This is a genomic window from Actinomadura sp. NPDC023710 (assembly GCF_040639875.1).
Taxonomy (GTDB): domain Bacteria; phylum Actinomycetota; class Actinomycetes; order Streptosporangiales; family Streptosporangiaceae; genus Spirillospora; species Spirillospora citrea.
Genome location: NZ_JBFAGB010000030.1, coordinates 32,878 through 50,058 on the forward strand (window position 1 = coordinate 32,878; position 17,181 = coordinate 50,058).

The 17,181-nt window shown below is 73.2% G+C and carries 14 protein-coding genes; 7 read left to right on the plus strand and 7 right to left on the minus strand.

Annotated features, from left to right (window positions below; genetic code table 11):
* Nucleotides 1–10 precede the first annotated feature (10 nt).
* Nucleotides 11–457: a roadblock/LC7 domain-containing protein gene (locus AB0H37_RS30320; RefSeq protein ID WP_179836164.1), complete on the minus strand. Its 447-nt coding sequence runs from the start codon at nucleotides 455–457 to the stop codon at nucleotides 11–13.
* Nucleotides 454–3,621, minus strand: coding sequence for a nitrate- and nitrite sensing domain-containing protein (locus AB0H37_RS30325; protein WP_360616508.1), 3,168 nt, complete (start codon nucleotides 3,619–3,621; stop codon nucleotides 454–456). The genes AB0H37_RS30320 and AB0H37_RS30325 overlap by 4 nt, the downstream gene beginning before the upstream one ends.
* A 520-nt stretch (nucleotides 3,622–4,141) precedes the next feature.
* Between AB0H37_RS30325 and AB0H37_RS30330 the strand changes: the two genes are divergently transcribed.
* The 5 genes from AB0H37_RS30330 to AB0H37_RS30350 all read left to right on the plus strand — a co-directional run bounded on the left by AB0H37_RS30330 (nucleotide 4,142) and on the right by AB0H37_RS30350 (nucleotide 8,896).
* Nucleotides 4,142–5,122, plus strand: coding sequence for an ABC transporter substrate-binding protein (locus AB0H37_RS30330; RefSeq protein ID WP_179836166.1), 981 nt, complete (start codon nucleotides 4,142–4,144; stop codon nucleotides 5,120–5,122).
* Nucleotides 5,122–5,898, plus strand: coding sequence for an ABC transporter permease (locus AB0H37_RS30335; protein WP_179836167.1), 777 nt, complete (start codon nucleotides 5,122–5,124; stop codon nucleotides 5,896–5,898). Before AB0H37_RS30330 ends, AB0H37_RS30335 begins: the two co-directional genes overlap by 1 nt.
* Nucleotides 5,895–6,698, plus strand: coding sequence for an ABC transporter permease (locus AB0H37_RS30340; protein WP_329088312.1), 804 nt, complete (start codon nucleotides 5,895–5,897; stop codon nucleotides 6,696–6,698). The genes AB0H37_RS30335 and AB0H37_RS30340 overlap by 4 nt, the downstream gene beginning before the upstream one ends.
* Nucleotides 6,699–6,750: 52 nt before the next feature.
* Complete coding sequence (locus tag AB0H37_RS30345; protein WP_360616509.1) at nucleotides 6,751–7,536, plus strand: ABC transporter ATP-binding protein; 786 nt, start codon at nucleotides 6,751–6,753, stop codon at nucleotides 7,534–7,536.
* 97 nt (nucleotides 7,537–7,633) lie between these two features.
* Nucleotides 7,634–8,896, plus strand: coding sequence for a flavin-dependent oxidoreductase (locus tag AB0H37_RS30350; protein WP_329088308.1), 1,263 nt, complete (start codon nucleotides 7,634–7,636; stop codon nucleotides 8,894–8,896).
* Nucleotides 8,897–9,001: 105 nt separating this feature from the next.
* Here AB0H37_RS30350 and AB0H37_RS30355 read toward each other — a convergent pair whose 3' ends face one another.
* Nucleotides 9,002–9,613, minus strand: coding sequence for a TetR/AcrR family transcriptional regulator (locus AB0H37_RS30355; protein ID WP_329088306.1), 612 nt, complete (start codon nucleotides 9,611–9,613; stop codon nucleotides 9,002–9,004).
* A 115-nt stretch (nucleotides 9,614–9,728) separates the two neighbouring features.
* Between AB0H37_RS30355 and AB0H37_RS30360 the strand changes: the two genes are divergently transcribed.
* Together AB0H37_RS30360 and AB0H37_RS30365 are read left to right on the plus strand one after the other, a co-directional pair.
* The gene (locus tag AB0H37_RS30360; RefSeq protein WP_360616510.1) at nucleotides 9,729–11,129 is read left to right on the plus strand and encodes an MFS transporter; all 1,401 of its coding nucleotides are present in this window, start codon (nucleotides 9,729–9,731) and stop codon (nucleotides 11,127–11,129) included.
* Between the two features lie 10 nt (nucleotides 11,130–11,139).
* Complete coding sequence (locus tag AB0H37_RS30365; protein WP_360616511.1) at nucleotides 11,140–11,823, plus strand: SGNH/GDSL hydrolase family protein; 684 nt, start codon at nucleotides 11,140–11,142, stop codon at nucleotides 11,821–11,823.
* On the opposite strand, the gene AB0H37_RS30370 is transcribed toward AB0H37_RS30365, so the two are convergent.
* From AB0H37_RS30370 to AB0H37_RS30385, 4 genes are all read right to left on the minus strand, one after another.
* Complete coding sequence (locus AB0H37_RS30370) at nucleotides 11,805–13,496, minus strand: bifunctional 3'-5' exonuclease/DNA polymerase (RefSeq protein ID WP_360616512.1); 1,692 nt, start codon at nucleotides 13,494–13,496, stop codon at nucleotides 11,805–11,807. The two genes, AB0H37_RS30365 and AB0H37_RS30370, sit on opposite strands and share 19 nt — an antisense overlap.
* A 311-nt stretch (nucleotides 13,497–13,807) precedes the next feature.
* Nucleotides 13,808–14,302, minus strand: a complete 495-nt coding sequence (locus AB0H37_RS30375) for a DUF4234 domain-containing protein (protein WP_179836175.1) — start codon at nucleotides 14,300–14,302, stop codon at nucleotides 13,808–13,810.
* Between the two features lie 155 nt (nucleotides 14,303–14,457).
* On the minus strand, nucleotides 14,458–15,972 hold the full coding sequence (locus AB0H37_RS30380) for a metallophosphoesterase (RefSeq protein WP_360616513.1): 1,515 nt from the start codon (nucleotides 15,970–15,972) through the stop codon (nucleotides 14,458–14,460).
* A 327-nt stretch (nucleotides 15,973–16,299) separates the two neighbouring features.
* Nucleotides 16,300–17,178: a diacylglycerol kinase family protein gene (locus AB0H37_RS30385; RefSeq protein ID WP_360616514.1), complete on the minus strand. Its 879-nt coding sequence runs from the start codon at nucleotides 17,176–17,178 to the stop codon at nucleotides 16,300–16,302.
* Between the last annotated feature and the right edge of the window lie 3 nt (nucleotides 17,179–17,181).

Below are 17,181 nucleotides of genomic sequence, written 5' to 3' on the forward strand. Positions count from 1 at the left end.
TCAGTCACGGTCAGTAGCGGGCGGGCCCGGCGCCCATCTCGGTCACGGAAGGCCCCGAGTACGGCGGCTGCTCCTGGGCGCGCAGAGCGGGCGTCAGCACCCGTCCCACCCGCTCCACCAGGAGCGTCATCTCGTAGGCCACCAGCCCGAGGTCGCAGTCGGGCGCGGCCAGCACCGCGAACACCGATCCGTTCGTGATGGACATGACGAACAGCAGCCCGCGGTCCATCTCCACGACGGTCTGGTTCACCCCGCCGGCGTCGAAGATCTTCGCCGCGCCCTGGGTCAGGCTCATCAGCCCCGAGGCGATCGCCGAAAGCTGGTCCGCCCGCTCGGGCGGGAAGCCCGCGGAGTAGGCCATCGGCAATCCATCCGAGGAGACCACGACGGCGTGCGCGACCTTCGCGACACGGTCCGCGAAGTTCGTCACCAACCAGTTGAGATCCTGCCCGCTCACCGGGTGCCTCCTGTCTCGCCGTCACCCTGTGACGGCACCTCACCTGAAGTGCCTGCACCACGAGCCTCGTGGCGTCCGCGGTGGACGCCGCGCTGCAGGCTCGCGAAGCGGTTGCGTACAACGTCGGCCGACTGGCCGTGGCCCTGCGCCTGCTGTCCCTGCGGCTGCCCGGGCGCCTGCTGGCCGATGACCGGCATGCCCTGCGTCGGCGCCTGCGGCCCCTGGGCGGGCTGTCCCTGACCGGTCCCGCCGGGCGCCGGGCGGCCCTGCGGCGGGCCCGCCGGCGTCTGGGGCGCGTCCTGCGCCCCGCGGCCGACCGCCCCGGGGATGCGGTTCTTGCCGGGCACCCGCTTGGGCAGTCCGACGTTGGTGCGACTCGTCGCCACCGGCTCTCGGGCCGCCTCGGCCGCGCGGAACCCCGCGTCCGCCGGGGACTCCCAGCCCTTGGACGGGGCCTCGCCGGACCCGCCGCCCGACCTGCGCATGAACCACTCCGACTGCATCGCGTCGAAGATGGGCGAGCGCTCGGGCGGCCGCGGCGGGGCCTTCGGCTCCGGCTGTGCGGCCGCCGCGGCCCGCACGGCCGGCTGGGGAACGGGTGGTGGCTCGGGGATGGGGCCCTCCGGCACGTGGGGAGCGGACACGGGCGGGACGTCTTCACCGTAGGGGCCGGACGCCTGACCGAGGTTCGGGCCGACCTGCTCCAGCGGCCCGGTCTCCCACGGGATGTGCCGCCCGCCGCCGGACTCGGGCACCACCGGCTGCGCCTCCGGGACGACCGACTGCGGCCCCGTCCTCCCGCCCGGCCGGTAGGCGCCGTTGCCGCCGGCGTCCTCCACCTCCTGCGGGCGCTCGCTTCGCGGCTGGAAGAGCCCGTTCGAGGAGCCGCCGTCGGAGGGGCGGCCCTGCAGATGCGTGCCCGGCTCCCGGACCGGCAGCTCCCCCGGCCTGCGCGGCGGCTGCCGCTCACCGGTCCCGTAGGGGTCGTGCGCCGGAGCGCGCCGGTCCCGCGAGGGGCGCCGCTCGGCGGGCGGGACCGCGGGCTGCGCACCGGTGCCGTAGGGGTCGTGCGCGCCCGGGGCCGGGATGGGCCCGGTCTCGGCGATGTTCGGCTGCGGGCCGGTGGCGCCGCGGATCGGACGCAGCGGCCCGGTGCCGCCGACCATGGGGTGCGCGCCCGTGCCGCCCGTCATGGAATGCGGTCCGGTGCCGCCGCCCATGGTGGGGGCGGGACCGTAGTCGTCCTGCCGGAACCCGCCCGCGGGCGGCTCGGCGGCGGTGGTGGTGAGCGCGGCGAGCTGGCCGTGGGAGCCCGCCTCGCGCGGGGCGAGGCCGGGGCGGCTGCCGATGCCGCCGGACTCGCCCGGCGTGACCACCGCGTCGGGCAGGACCACGAACGCGGTGAGGCCGCCGCCCTGGGCGGCCCGCAGCTCGACGCGGATCCCGTGCCGGACGGCCAGGCGGCCGACCACGAACAGGCCCATGCGGCGGGCCGCGGAGAAGTCGATGACGGGCGGGTTCGCCAGCCGCCAGTTGGCCTGCTCCAGCTCCTCGGGCGACATGCCGACGCCGTTGTCGGTGATCTGCAGCATGCAGCCGCCGCCGCTCAGCATCTGCCCCGACACCGTCACCTTGGTGTTCTCGGAGGAGAACACGGTGGCGTTCTCCACCAGCTCGGCCAGCAGGTGGACGAGGTCGTTGACGACGGGGCCGACGACCGTCATGTCGCCCTGAACCCGCAGCGCGACGCGCTCGTACTGCTCAACCTCGGACAGCGACGCGCGGACGACGTCGATCAGCGGGACGGGCTGGTTCCACCGGCGCACCTGCTCCTGGCCGCCGAGGACGAGGAGGTTCTCGCAGTTGCGACGCATGCGGGTGGCCAGGTGGTCCAGCCGGAACAGGTTGCCGAGCTGCTCCTCGTCGCGCTCGCTCTGCTCCAGCTCCTCGATCAGCCGCAGCTGCCGCTCGATCAGGGACTGGCTGCGGCGGGAGAGGTTGACGAACATCGCGTTGATGTTGCCGCGCAGCACGGCCTCGTCGGCGGCCAGCCGGACCGCCTCCCGGTGGACCTCGTCGAACGCCCGCGCGACCTGGCCGATCTCGTCGGTGGAGTCGATCTCGATCGGCTTGACCTCGATGCCGCCCGCGGCGGCCTCGGGGTCGCGCAGCCGGTCGACCAGGCCGGGCAGCCGCGCGTTGGCCACGTCCAGGGCGCCAGACTGCAGCCGGCGCAGCGGCCGCACCAGCGAGCGGGCCATCACGATCAGGGTCGCCAGGACGACCGCGAGGACGAGGAACAGCAGCACGCCGTCCCGGATCGCCGCCGTCTGCGCGCCGGACCGGGCGTCGTCCGCCTTGGCGGCGAGGTCGGCGGCGATGCTCTTCTCGACCGTCCGCAGCCTGTCGACCCGCGCGGTCGAGTCCGACGTCCAGGACCGGGCCGTGCGGACGCCGAGCCTGACCTGCAGTTGCCGGGAGGAGTCGGCGACGGCCAGCGTCTGCAGCCGCGTGACCTCCGCGCGGTCCAGCTCGGGGCCGGTGACGGTGTCCTCGAACAGCCGCAGCTGGGCCGGCGTCGCCGAGCTGCGGAAGGCGTTGATGCTGGTGTCCATGTCCGCACGGGCGTCGTCGACCGCGGCGCGGTCGAGCGGCTCGAACCGCCCCTCCCAGAGCGCGGAGGAGAGCAGGGCCCGCTCGCGGGACGCGGCGTCCTTGGCGTTCGCCAGGTCGGCCAGCGCCAGCGCGCTCTGCGCGAGCTCGGCCGTCGGGGCGTCCTGGGAGACCAGAACATGGAAGGAGGTGAAGTCGTCGACGAACTCGGTGTACTTGTCGATGATCACCCCGGGCCCGAGGCGCACGGCCGCCGTGCGCAGCGCGGGCAGGTCGTCCACACGGTTGAGGACGTTGCCGACCGCCAGCCGCAGGCTGGAGGAGTACGTCTCGACGTCCGCGGCGGCGGCGCGCACCTTGCGGGCGTCGGCGTCCACCGCCTCCTGCCGCGCGGCGAGGGCCTCGGCGCCGGCGGCGCGCCCGCCGCCCGCCGCCCGTTCCGCCATCGCGTCGCGCTCGGCCTCCACATCGTGCGCGAGCGCGGTCAGGTGATTACCGAGCGTAGCCAACTGGCCGGTCCGGCTATAGGCCTCGGCGTTGTCCAACGACACCGAAACCCGGTAACCCGCAAAGAGTGCGGCCACGATCGTGGGCACCGCAATGAGGGCGAACAGACGCGTGCGCACTCGCCAGTTGCGCAGCTTGTACCGCCCGCGCTGGGAGCCTCGCCTCGGGGCGTCGTCCCTGGCAGACGGGCCTGGCTGGGGGGATTGCGGGACCATCTCGGCCCCTTCTGCTTTCCGCACTGCCCTCCGCTACCTCTCAATGGGGTCGATCGCTCGCGGCGTACAGTGGCCTGAACGGGATTCGGGTCGCATCGCTCACCCACGCCACTGGGGGCGAGCGCGAGATATTGCAACACAGAGCCACCATCATGGCCAACCCGAATGATCACATAAGTCTGGACTTGTGATGCAGGAGATGCCAATGTCACAGACTGTTAGCTCATGTTCACATAATTGCACATAATCCTCTCATCTCACCCAAGCCACACCCACAGTGCGCTACGCTCCCGCCTCGTTTGAAAGATCAGGTTCAACGTGCTTCCCCCCGCAAAATGGAGCCTTGCCCATGCCTGCTTCCCACCGCCGTACAGCCGTCACCGGCGCGCTCGCGATCGCTCTGGCACTCTCCGCCGCGGCCTGCGGCTCCTCTGAGAAGAAGTCGGCCAACGGTCTGGAGAAGTCCGAGATCACGCTCGGCAACATGACCGTCGCCGACACCGCGCCCGTCCAGCTCGCCATCTCCAAGGGACTGTTCAAGGCCGAGGGCCTGACTGTCAAGACCCAGGTCATCCCGGGTGGGGCCGCGGGCATCCCGCTCCTGAAGAGCGGACGGCTGGACTTCAGCATCAGCAACTACGTCTCCCTGCTCACCGCGGGGTCCAAGGACCCGGGCTTCAAGCCCAAGATCGTCGTCGAGGGCATGCAGAGCGCCCCGAAGACGCACACGCTGATGGTGCGCAAGGACTCCCCGTATCACACGATCAAGGACCTGGCCGGCAAGAAGATCGCCGTCAACACCAAGCGCAACGTCGCCACGCTGCTGGTGCGCGCCGCCGGCAAGCCCCAGAGCGTCGAGTTCGACGAGGACAAGAACTTCGTCGAGGTCCCCCCGCCCGCCATGGAGCAGGCCCTGAAGTCCAAGAGCGTCGAGGCCGTCCAGGCGATCGAGCCCTTCGGCACCCAGATGCAGCAGTCGATGGGCGCCCGCATGGTCGCCGACCTGTCCAGCGGGCCGACCGCGGACTTCCCGATCGCGGGCTTCGCCACCACCGAGAAGTTCGCCAAGGAGAACCCCAAGACGGTCGCCGCCTTCCAGCGCGCGCTGCTGAAGGCGCAGGGCATGGCCGCCGACCGCAAGCTCGTCCAGGAGGTCCTGCCGACCTACGCCAAGGGGATCGACGCCAAGGTCGCCTCCACCATGAGCTTCGGCACGTGGCCGACCACGCTGAACGCCACCCGCCTCCAGCGCGTGGCCGACCTGATGCAGCAGTTCGGCTACCTGGACAAGCCTCTCGACGTCAAGTCCTACATGGCGACGTCCGCTTAATGAGGCACCGCCGTATCCTTCTCGGCGCCGCCGGGGTCGCCGGGCTGGTCGCCGTCGTCGAGGTCGTGAGCCGTGCCGGCCTCGTCGACGCGACCGCCCTGCCCCCGGCGTCGACCGTTCTGCGGGAGGCCGGGAAACTGGCCGTCGACGGGGAGTTCCTCGCCGACGTCGGGGCCACGCTGACGGCATGGTTCGGCGGGCTCGCGCTGGCGGTGCTCGTGGCGGTGCCGCTGGGCGTGCTGCTCGGCTCGGTGCCGGTGCTCGGCACCGCCTCCCGCGCGCTCGTCGAAATGCTGCGCCCCATTCCCTCGGTCGCGCTGATCCCGCTCGCCATCATCCTGTTCGCCGACCCCACGCAGATGAAGATGTCCTTGATCTTCTACGCCTGCCTGTGGCCGATCCTCATCAACACCCTGTACGCGCTCCGCGACGTCGACCCGGTCGCCAAGGAGAGCCTGCGCAGCTTCGGCTTCGGGACGCTGTCGGTGCTGTGGCGCGTCTCCCTGCCGAGCGCCTCGCCGTTCATCGCCACCGGCATCCGGATCGCCGCCTCCGTCGCCCTCGTCGTGGTGATCAGCACCGAGCTCCTGGCGGGCGGGATCAACGGGGTGGGGATCTACCTCGGCGACACCCAGTCCGGAGGCGGCCGGACCGACCTGCTGCTGGCCGGCGCCTGCTGGGCCGGAGTGCTGGGGCTGCTGGCCAACACCGCCCTCTTCGGGCTGGAGCGGATCGCGTTCCGCTGGAACACCGCCCGCGTGGAGGGGATCGCATGAGGGCGCTCGGAGCGCTGCGCGGGGTCGTCGAGCGGGTCTGGCTCGTCGCCGCCGTCGTCGTGCTGTGGGAACTGGTCACGCGCGCGGTGGACGAGACCTACTTCCCCCCGCCCACGAAGATCATCGACGCGCTGCACGAGCTGTGGTTCTCCGGACCCGCCTCCCACGTGTTCCTCACGGACAAGGCGGTGGACGACTTCTCCACCAGCCTCACCCACCTGTTCGTCGGATGGGCGCTCGCGGGCGCCGCCGGTGTCCTGGCGGGTGCGGCGATCGGCCGGTCGCGGGTCCTGTACGACCTGCTCAACCCGGTGCTGGAGTTCCTGCGCGCGATACCTCCGCCCACCCTGGTGCCGTTCTTCATCATCGTGTTCCAGCTCGGCACGACCATGCAGGTCGTCACGATCGCGTTCGGCGTGGTGTGGCCGGTGCTGCTCAACACCTGCGACGGCGTCCGCACCGTGGATCCCCTGCAACTGGAGACGGCCCGGGTGTTCGGCGTCGGCCGGCTCCGCAGGCTGCTGACCGTCACGCTCCCCGCGGCGTCCCCCAAGATCTTCGCGGGGCTGCGGGTGGCGCTGTCGTTCGCGCTGATCCTCATGGTCATCTCAGAGCTGTTCGGCAGCACCGCGGGCATCGGCTCCGAGCTCATCGGCGCCCAGCGCTCGTTCGAACTGCCCCGGATGTGGGCCGGGATCGTCATGCTGGGCCTGCTCGGCCTCCTGTTCAACGCGGTGTTCATGCTCCTGGAGCGGCGCCTGCTGTCCTGGCACACTGGCGCGAAGAGGCTTGCGAGCTGACGATGACCCCTATGCCGACCCTGACGACATACACACAGCAAAGGGGGCCGCGGTGCTCCAGATAACCGGCCTCAGCCATTCCTACGGCGACGGCCACCGGGCCATCGACGGGCTCGACCTCACCGTCCCGGACGGCCAGCTGCTCAGCATCGTCGGCCCGTCCGGCTGCGGCAAGTCCACCCTGCTGCGCTGCATCGGCGGGCTGATCCGCCCGACCGCCGGAACCCTCACCCTGGACGGCAGGCCGATCGACGGCGTGCCCGGCGACCTCGCCGTGGTGTTCCAGGACTACAGCCGGTCGCTGTTCCCCTGGCTGACCGTCCGCGACAACGTGGCGCTGCCGCTGCGGCGGCGCGGAAAGGGCCGCTCGGAGCGGCGCGCCGCGGCGCAGGAGTCTCTGGAGTCCGTGGGTCTCGCGGACGCCGGGCGCAAGTACCCGTGGCAGCTGTCGGGGGGCATGCAGCAGCGCGTGTCGATCGCGCGGGCTCTCGCCTACCGCCCGTCGCTGCTGCTCATGGACGAGCCGTTCGGGTCGGTGGACGCGCAGACCCGGGAGGACCTGGAGGACCTCGTCCTGCAGATGCACCGGACCCGGAAGATGACGATCCTGCTCGTCACGCACGACATCGACGAGAGCGTCTACGTCGGTGACCGTGTGGTCGTGCTGAACCGCTCGCCCGCCCGCGTCCACGCCGACCTGCCGGTCGATCTGCCCTCGGCACGCGACCAGATCGAGACCCGGGGGACCCCCGAGTTCGTCCGGCTTCGGGCCGAGGTCGGGCGGCTGGTCCGCGGTGGCGCGAAGGTGCCCGGCGCGGCGCCCGCGGGGACCGGGTGACCCGGAGCAGAACTGCCGCCACGTGCGGCGACACGAACGAGACCGGTGCGGGCGGGCCGCCTGGGCCCGGTCGCCCGAGACCAACGGAGGGTGATTCATGCGCGTACTCATCGTGGGGGCGGGCATCGGCGGGCTCACCACCGCGCTGAGCCTGCACGAGGCCGGGGTCGAGGCCCTCGTCGTCGATTCCGCCAACCGGCTGCTGCCGCTCGGCGTCGGCATCAATCTGCTGCCGCACGCCGTCCGGGAGCTCACCGAGCTGGGATTCACCGACGAGCTGGCCGAGACCGGCATCCCGACGGGCGAGATGGTGCACTTCGACCGGCACGGCGGCCGGATCTGGGCGGAGCCGCGCGGGCGCGCGCTCGGCTACCACTGGCCGCAGTACTCGATCCACCGCGGCGAGCTGCAGATGATGCTGCTCGACGCCGTCCGCGCGCGGCTCGGCCAGGACGCCGTCCGCACCGGGACCCTCTTCGAGGGCTTCGAGCAGGACGGGACGCAGGTGCGGGCACGCCTGCTCGACCGGGCGTCGGGCACCGCCGAGACGGTGACGGCCGACGCGCTGATCGGCGCGGACGGCCTGCACTCCACCGTCCGCGCGCAGCTGTACCCGGACGAGCCGGCACCGCTGTGGAACGGCATCAGGCTGTGGCGCGGGATCACCGAGGCCGACCCCATCCTGACCGGGCGGACCATGGTCGTCATGGGCAGCAACGCCACGTCGAAGATCGTCGTCTATCCGATCTCCATGCGCACGGAGCGCCGGGGCAAGGCGCTGCTCAACTGGGCCGCCGAGGTCAGGCTCGCCGACGACCGGCTGGACTGGGACCCCGACTGGAACAAGGCGGGCCGTCTGGAGGACGTGCTCCCCTACTTCGCGGACTGGAAGTACGACTGGCTCGACTTCCCCGCGCTGATGTCCGAGGCGGCGGAGATCCTGGAGTATCCGATGGTCGACCGGGACCCCGTCGACCGCTGGACGTTCGGCCGCGTGACGCTGCTCGGCGACGCCGCCCACCCGATGTACCCGATCGGGTCCAACGGCGGCTCCCAGGCCATCCTCGACGCCCGCGTCCTGGCGCACGAGCTGGCCGCCTCCGGCGACCCGGCCGACGGGCTGCTCGCCTACGACAAGGCGCGCCGCGAGACGGTCAACGCCATCGTCCGGGCCTGCCGGGACATGCCGGCCGACCACGTCCTGCACACGGTCAGCCAGCGGGCGCCGGACGGTTTCGACTCGATCGAGGACGTGCTGACGCCCGACGAGCTGAACACGATCAGCGGCGCGTACCGGCAGACCTCGTTCTCCGACGTCGAGGCCCTGAACTCCCGCCCCTCCTACTCGGCGGCGAGCTGACGGCGAGGCGGGTGGGCGCGCGATGACGGGCGCGGCGGGGCGGTCGCCTCGCCGCGCCTTCGTCTTTCGCGCGGCACGTCTTCCGCGCGGTTGGAGGCCCCCGGCTCAGGCGGTGGTGACGGCGGCCAGCCGCGTGCTCATGGCGTGGGCGGCGCGCTCGTAGAGGGACGGGTCGTCGTGGAGCAGGGCGTGCGCGGCGCCCGTGCGGCAGAGGGCCTCCAGCTCGAAGGCGAGCTGGGCGACGTCGGTCGCGGCCTGGATCTCGCCGAGGTCGCGCGCCTCGCGGATGCAGTGCTCCAAGAAGGCGCGCCAGTCGCGCTGTGACGCGGCGATCGCGTCGCGGACGCGTCCGGGGCGGGCGTCGAACTCGGCCATCGTGGAGTGGAAGAAGCATCCGCCGGGGAAGACGGGCTCGCGCTGGTAGCGCTGCCAGGCGTCCAGGAGCGCGCGGACGCGGCCGATCCCCTCGGGGGCGGCGAGCGCGGGCTCGACCACGTGCAGGCGGAACACCTCGGCCGCCCTGCGGACCGTCGCCAGTTGGAGCTCCTCCTTGGAGCCGAAGTGGGTGAACACGCCGCTCTTGCTGATCCGCAGCTCGGTCGCGAGCCGGCCGATCGACAGGCCCTCCAGGCCCTCCGCCGAGGCGATGTCGACGGCGCGGCCGAGGATCGTGCTGCGCGTCTGCTCACCCTTGAGAAGCCGTCCGTCGGTGCTCACACCTGCAAATCTGCACGACCGTTCGTTCAAAGTCAATGGGCCGAACCCCTTGACGGGGGCCGCCTCGACAGAAGAGTGTACGACCGTTCGTTTATTTTTCTGGAGAGGTCCGCCGATGACCACCACGACCGAGACGACCGGGGCCGGCCCGGCCCCACCGCGGGCGCCCGCCGTGCGGCGGGACGTGCCCTGGCTCGCCGCCGGCGCGACGTTCCTGGCCATGCTCGACGCCACCGTCGCCAACCTGGCCGTCCCCGACCTGCACGTCGATTTCCCCGGCAGCACGCTGTCCGGCCTGACCTGGGTGATCACCCTGTACGCGGTGCTGTTCGCGGCGCTGCTCGCCCCCGCCGGCCGCGTCGCCGACCTGGTCGGGCGCCGGTCGCTGTACCTGGGGGGCACCGGGCTGTTCACGCTGGCGTCGCTGGCGTGCGCGATCGCGCCGAACCTGCCCGTCCTGCTGGCGACGCGCGCCGTGCAGGGCGCCGCCGCGGCGGCGCTGATCCCCGCGTCCCTGGCGCTGCTGCTGCACGACACGCCCCCCGAGCGGCGCGCCCGCAGCATCGGGCTGTGGAGCGCGGCGGGCGCGTTCGCCGCCGCGATCGGCCCCGGCCTCGGCGGGGTGCTGGTCGACCTGTCCGGCTGGCGGTCCCTGTTCCTCATCAACCTCCCGATCGGGCTGGCGATGCTGCTCGGCGGGCGGCGCCTGCCCCGGGCCGAGGGCGGCGCGGGACGGCTGCCCGACCTCGCCGGGACGGTGCTGCTCGGCGCCGGCGTGGGCGGCGTCGCGCTCGGTGTGACGCAGAGCCAGGACTGGGGATGGACGGACGCCCGGACGCCCGCGCTGCTGGCCGGCGGCGTCGTCCTGGCCGGCCTGGCGCTGTGGCGGTCGGCGCGGCACCCCGTGCCCGCGTTGGAGATCTCGCTGTGGCGCAACCGCCGGTTCGCCGTCGCGAACGCCGCCTCGTTCCTGTACGGGACGGCGCTGTACGCATGGCTGCTCGTCGGCGTGCTCTTCCTGACGGGCCAGTGGCACTACTCGATCCTGAAGGCGGGGTTCGCCTCGACGCCCGGCGCGTTCACGGCCACCGCGGCGGCGGTCGTGACGGGACGGCTCACCGCCCGCACCGGCGTCCGCCCGGCCGTGACGGGCGGCGCGCTGATCGTGGCCGCCTCCGGGGTCTGGGCGGTCGCGTCCCTTCCCGCCGAACCGCACTTCCTGACGTTCTGGCTCCCCGTCGGGCTCCTGCTCGGGACAGGGGTGGGGATGCTCAGCACCGGCACCGCCACGGCCGCCGCCCTGTCGGCCGGGCCGCTGCGGTTCGCCGGCGCCACCGGGCTCAACACCACGGCGCGGCAGCTCGGCGGCGCGCTCGGCATCGCCGTCCTCGCCGCGCTGCTGCCGGAGCGGGCCGCGCTCGGCGACTACGCCTCCGTGTACCTGTTCTGCACGATCGCCGCCGCGGGTACGGCCGCCGCCGGCCTGTTCCTCGCCGTCCGCCCGGCGAAGATCTGAGGGAGGGACCATGACCGAGACGATCCCGTCGGAATGGACGGACCCGTCCGTGCTGGCCGCCGCGGAGGCCGCCGCGCTGCTGGCCGGCGCGCCGTGGACCCGCATGGTGACGATCGGCGACAGCATCGCCGAGGGCGTCCGCGAGCCCGTCCCCGGCTACCGCGACCTGTCCTGGACCGACCGCGTCGAGGAGGCGCTGGGGGCGGCGCCCGGGTTCACCGCGCTGAACCTCGGACGGCGCGACCTCGTCGCCGCGCAGGTCGCGGCCGAGCAGCTCGGGCCGGCCCTGGAGTTCCGGCCCGACCTGGCGTTCGTGGTGGCCGGGGGCAACGACATGCTCCGCCCGGACTTCGACGCGGACGGCGTGCGCCGCGAGCTGGCCGCGATGGTCGCGGCGTTCCGCGCGGCCGGCGCCGACGTCGTCACGATCGGGTTGCTGGACATCACCGCCGCCGGGCTCGGCCCGTCCCGCTACCGGGAGGTCATCTCGGCGCGGACGCGGCAGCTGGCCGCGCTCACCGCCGACGTGGCGGGCGAGCACGGCGCCTGCCACGTCGACAACCCCCGCGGGCATCCGCTCGCCGCCGATCCGGGCATCTACTGCGCCGACGGGCTGCACCTCAACGCCCGGGGCCACGCGTTCGCCGCGGCCAACACGATCCGCGCGCTGGCCGATCACTTGGCGTCGGCGTAGCGGTCGACGACCGCGATCTCCATCGGGAAGACGACCGGGGTGTCGCCGAACAGCAGCCCGCGCGCCTCCAGCGCCGCGTCGCGCACCGCGCCGGCGACCTCCCCGGCCAGGCCGGCGGGGCTGTGCACGATGACCTCGTCGTGCTGGAAGAACACCAGGCGGGGCGGGCCGAGCGCGGTGAGGCGGCGGCGCAGGGAGGCCAGGAGCGCGAGCGCCCAGTCGGCGGCGGTGGCCTGGACGACGAAGTTGCGGGTGAAGCGGCCCCGCCCCCGCAGCGCCTGGGCCGCCGTGCCGCCCCGGGGCCCCGGGGCGGCGTCGTCGTCGCCCGCCGACGTCAGCTCGCGCCATCCGGCCGAGGGCGGCGGGCACGTGCGCCCGAGGCGGGACCGCACGAGCCCTCCGCGCTCCCCCTCCCGCGCCGCGGCCTCCACGTACTCGAACGCCTGCGGGAACCGGCTCTTCAGGACGGCGAGGAGCTGCACCGCGTCCGCCGTCCCTCCCCCGTACATGGCGGACAGCAAGGCGATCTTGGCCTTGTCGCGGGCGGTCCGCCCTCCGTCGGCGTCGTCGCGGAAGGCGTCGGACAGGGCGGCGTAGAGGTCGCCGTGCGCGGCGGCCTCCGAGAACGCGCGGTCGCCGGCGAGCGCCGCCAGCACCCGGGGTTCGAGCTGCGCCGCGTCGGCGACGACCAGGGCCCATCCGGGGTCGGCGACGACGGCCTTGCGCAGCACGCGCGGGATCTGCAGGGCCCCGCCGCCGCTCGTCGCCCACCGCCCGGACACCACGCCGCCGACGACGTACTCGGGACGGAACCGGCCGCCGCTCACCCACGTGTCGAGCCACGTCCAGCCGTGCGCGGCGTGCAGCCGCGCCAGCTCCTTGTACTCCAGCAGCAGGGGGACGGCGGGGTGGTCGAGCTGTCTGAGGACGTGCGCCCGGGTGGACGGGATCGGCAGCCCCGCCGAGGCGAAGGCCCGGATGATCTGCGCGGGGGAGTCGGGGTTGACGTGCACGCGCGGCCCGAACGCCGCGCTGATGCGGTCGGCGAGGTCCTGCAGCCTGCGGGGCCGCAGGCCGCCCGTCGGGCGCGGCCCGAGCATCTCGGTGAGCAGCGCGTCGTGCTCGGCCGCCGACCAGGGCAGTCCGTCGTGCGCCATCTCGGCGGCCACCAGCGACCCGGCCGACTCCGCCGCCGCGAGCAGCGCGAACCCGCCGAGCCCGGCGGCGGCGCGCTGCTGCTCGGCGTGCACCGCGACGATCTGGCCGAGGTCGTCGGCGGACTCCTCCCGCCCGGCGTCGTCGTCGAACAGCGAGGGCTGGGCCGCGTCCTCCCGGGGCGGCGGCCGATCTTCCGGGACGGGCTCGCCGCGCAGCCGCGCCCAGGCCGCCCGGACCGAGCGCGGCTCCCCGTACCGTCCGGCATGGCCGAGCAGCAGGCTCTCGACCAGTTCGAGGTCATGGCAGCGCGACACCCGCACGCCCGCCTCCAGCAGCCGGGGATAGAGCCGCGCGGTGGACGGCCACACCCAGCGCGGCGCGAAGTCACGCTCCCGCGCGGCGATCGCGGAGACCAGGTCGGCAACGTCCTCGACGCCCCCCGCGGGCGCCCCGTCCTCGGCGACCACCCGCAGCGCTCCCCCACGCCCGTCCCCGGCCGCGACCGCGATCCTCACGCGCCCATTCTGACCCCGCCCACCGACAGTCCGGCTTCCGCGCCAACGCCGAGACCCCTCCGCGAGAGATCCGCGGAGGGGTCCGGTGCACCTCGAATCAGCAGGCCAGGGCCGCGGCCCGCTGCTCAACACAGCGTGTGAAGCTCAGCCGGCGATGGCGCCACCCGCTTGCGATCGCGTCCGAAGGCAGATTCGAGCGAAGCAGGAATCTGATCGCGCAGCGAGCCGCAAGGCGAGCCGGAGCGATGCCGGCGATCGCCCGCATTTCCTCGACGATGGAGGGCCGCCAGGCCCGAAGGAGGAGAGAAACGCTAGGCAGCGAGCGAGACCTGCTGGGCCGCCGGGGTGTCGCCGTAGCGGTCGGTGACCTTGTTCAGCTGGAGCTGGTAGTACAGCACGCCGAAGCCGAAGATGCCGAGCAGGAAGCCCATGCCGCCGCTGCAGCTCGGCTGGAGGCCGGCCGCGCGCTGGGCCTGGGCGATGCGCCCGCCGAGCTTGACCCACATGACGAGGGGCCAGATGCCGAGGGTGATGCCGCCGAACAGCATGGACAGCAGCGCGTTGGTGGCGGCGTTGTCGATGCGCCGGTCGTACTCGTGGAGCTCGTTGTGGACCTTGAAGAACCACACGAGCCCGTAGATGCCGAAGGTGATGATCGGCAGTCCGAGCCAGGCGCCGACCGGGTTGCGGCGCTTCATGTTGAGGCCGGTGCCGACGGCGGCGGGCGCCTGGTGCTGCGCGGGGGCGGGCGAGTAGCCGCCCTGGTACGCCTGCTGCTGGCCCTGACCCTGCTGGGGGTAACTCATTGAGAAGCTCTCCTGAAGGACGCGGTCGTTTTCCGGCCGACCGTCCGTTACCGTTCACCGGTGTGGTGAGCCACGACTGTAACGGCATCGGGACACGTCGCGAGGCAAGATCGCCCATATCCGCCCATGACTGGCGGATTCTCCAAACCGGCCCGCTAGCGCAGCGGAATCGTCACGTCGTCCTCGCACGGCGGTGACGTCTCGTGGTCGCCGCAGCCCGTCGCGGCGAAGCAACGGATGCGCAGGTGCGACTCCGTCACGTCCAGGCGCAGGAAGTTCTTGAAGAACGGCGGCCGGTCCCAGTCGGCCAGCTCCGAACGGAACCGCTGCGGCAGCCTGCGCACGGGGAGCCGCAGGAACCGGGGGCGGCTGCGGCTGTTGCGCGGTACGCCGAGGACGGCGGCGACGAAGCGCGCGCGGCGGGACGGCGCGGGACCGTCGTATCCGCGCCCCGGCTTGATCCCGAGCCGGTGCTGGACGGCGGCGGTGGCCTCCTCGGGGGTGAGCTCGAAGAGCCCCGGGAGCCGCAGCCACCGGCCGTACAGCCTGCTGTAGCGCGACAGGGAGTCGCCGCGCAGCGGGTAGCAGCGGAACTCGTCCTCCTCCACCGCCCGGGTCCGCGGGATGACGTGGGTCGCGTGCATGAAGGCGCCGCCGCCGCCCGAGACGATGTACTGGATCGTCCGGCCGTCGCCGGTCTTCACCGGGTAGCGCTGGTAGTTGTGGATGTCGCCGCCGATCGCGGCCACGTAGTGGTGCGCCGGGTCCTGGACGATCTCGTCGACCGTCCCGCCGCCCTCGATCGGCCCCGGACGGTGGTCGTCGTCCACGTACAGCGGCTTTCCGGTCACCAGCAACTTGGGCTTCGGCCCGCCGGACACCTCCCGGAGCCAGCGGCCCTGGTCACGGTCGAGCCGGCCGGTGAGCCCGGTGTCGATGCCGATGATGCGCAGCGCGGGGGTGTCGATCGCCCAGTACGGCCCCGGCTGCGCGCCCTGCTGGCCGGGCGCGCCCCGGTACAGCCTGCGGGCCTCGGCGAGCGCCTCCGCGTCGACGGCTCCGGAGTGGCGCCACAGGCGGCGCGGGATGAACGCGAGCGGGCCGCGCCAGGGCGGCGGGGAGCAGTTCTCGTCCAGGCCGCAGAAGACGTGCAGGAACCCCCGCAGCCCGTCGTACCAGTCGTGGTTGCCGGGCACGGCGTAGATGGGGGCGGGGTAGTCCTTGTAGGGGCGGAAGAACTTGTCGGGGTAGTCCTCCGCGTCGCCGGTCGGGTAGATCACATCGCTGGCGATGACCATGAAGTCGGTGCCCTCGGTCGCGTGCAGCAGCGGCGGGACCACCGCGTACTGCGACCGGTCCCCCTCGCCGGTGTCGCCGACCAGCGCGAAGGAGAACTCCGGCGCCGGGCGGTGCACGGTGAACGCGGCGGGGGTGCCGCGCTCGCGCAGGGACGCCACGCAGCGGCGGCGGATGGCGTTCGCCGGGTCGCCGAACAGGCGCGCCAGCACGTCGTTGCGCGAACGCCAGAGCACCGAGGGGCGGCGCCAGGAGAAGTCGGGGACGCGGTCCGGGAGCAGCTCCTGGAAGCTTCCCGGCCTGCCGCAGGCCCAGCCGGCGCCTTCCTCGGAGGTGCGCGAGTTGTCGGGTCCGGGGGGGACCTCGGCAGACACAGAATGCCTCCGGGCGGTGAGGGGTTGCTCACAGCCTTTCCGGAGGCGGTCACGCCGTCAAGGCGACACGACGCCAGGAAGCCGACACTTCGTCAGGCAGACGTGGTTGACGCCGACGCCACCCCCAGGGACGCCGGCGCCACCACGACGAGGGGGCCTGCGGTCATCATGAGTCCCCCCAGAACGGCGAGCAGTGCAGTCGCCTTCTCATGATGCCTCCACAGACAGCCCCAAGGTCCCGTAGCGGGACGTAACCGACACTATCCGGAGAGCCGTAATGGGGGCGTAAACCGCCCTAAACGCCCTGCAAAACCTCGGCGCGGCCGGTCAGGGCGCCAGGACGCGCAGCGCGCCGGGCATCACCCGAGCGGTGACCGGGAGCACCCCGGGCAGCTCGCCGTCCGCGCCGTACGGGAGCGTCCTGCCGGACCCGCCGGCGAGCTCGATGCGCACCTCGCGGCCGCGCAGGACCTCCACCTCGGGCCGCCGGACGTGCGTCCCCGCCTCCAGCTCCCGCATGACCTTGAAGAACAGCGTCCTCGGCGCCTTGCGGATCAGCACGACGTCGAGCAGGCCGTCGTCGACGCGCGCGTCGGGGGCGATGTGCTTGCCGAACCCGTAGTAGCCGGAGTTGGCGGCGACGACGGTGTAGCCCTCCCGCCGGTGCCGCTCGCCGTCCACGGTGATCAGGTAGTCGGCGTGCCGCCACGAGACGATCGCGCGCAGCGCCCCGACGTAGTAGGCGGCCGAGCCGCGCAGCAGCCGCGTCCTGTTGGCGTTGTCGTTGGCGACCGCGTCCACGCCCGCGTAGACGCTGCCGAGCACGGCCGTCCCGTTGGCGTCGATGGCGTCCACGGCGCGCGGCTCGCCCTCCAGCAGCAGCGGGGCGAGCCGCTCCGGGTCGGACGGGACGCCGAGCTGCCGCGCGAAGTCGTTGCCCCGGCCGGCGGGGACGATCCCGAAGAGGGCGCCGGTCCCGGCCAGGGCCCCGCCGACGCAGCCGACCAGGCCGTCCCCGCCGACGCCGAGCACCACGCGGCCCGCCTCGGCGGCGGCGCGGGCGGCGCCGGCGGCGTGCTCCATCCCGCGGCTGTACTCGACGTCGACCTCGGCGCCCGCGTCGCGCAGCAGCCGGGCGAGCGGCGTCAGGCACGAGGCGGACGCGCCGCCCGCCGCCGGGTTGACGATCGCGGTGAACGCGCGCACGGC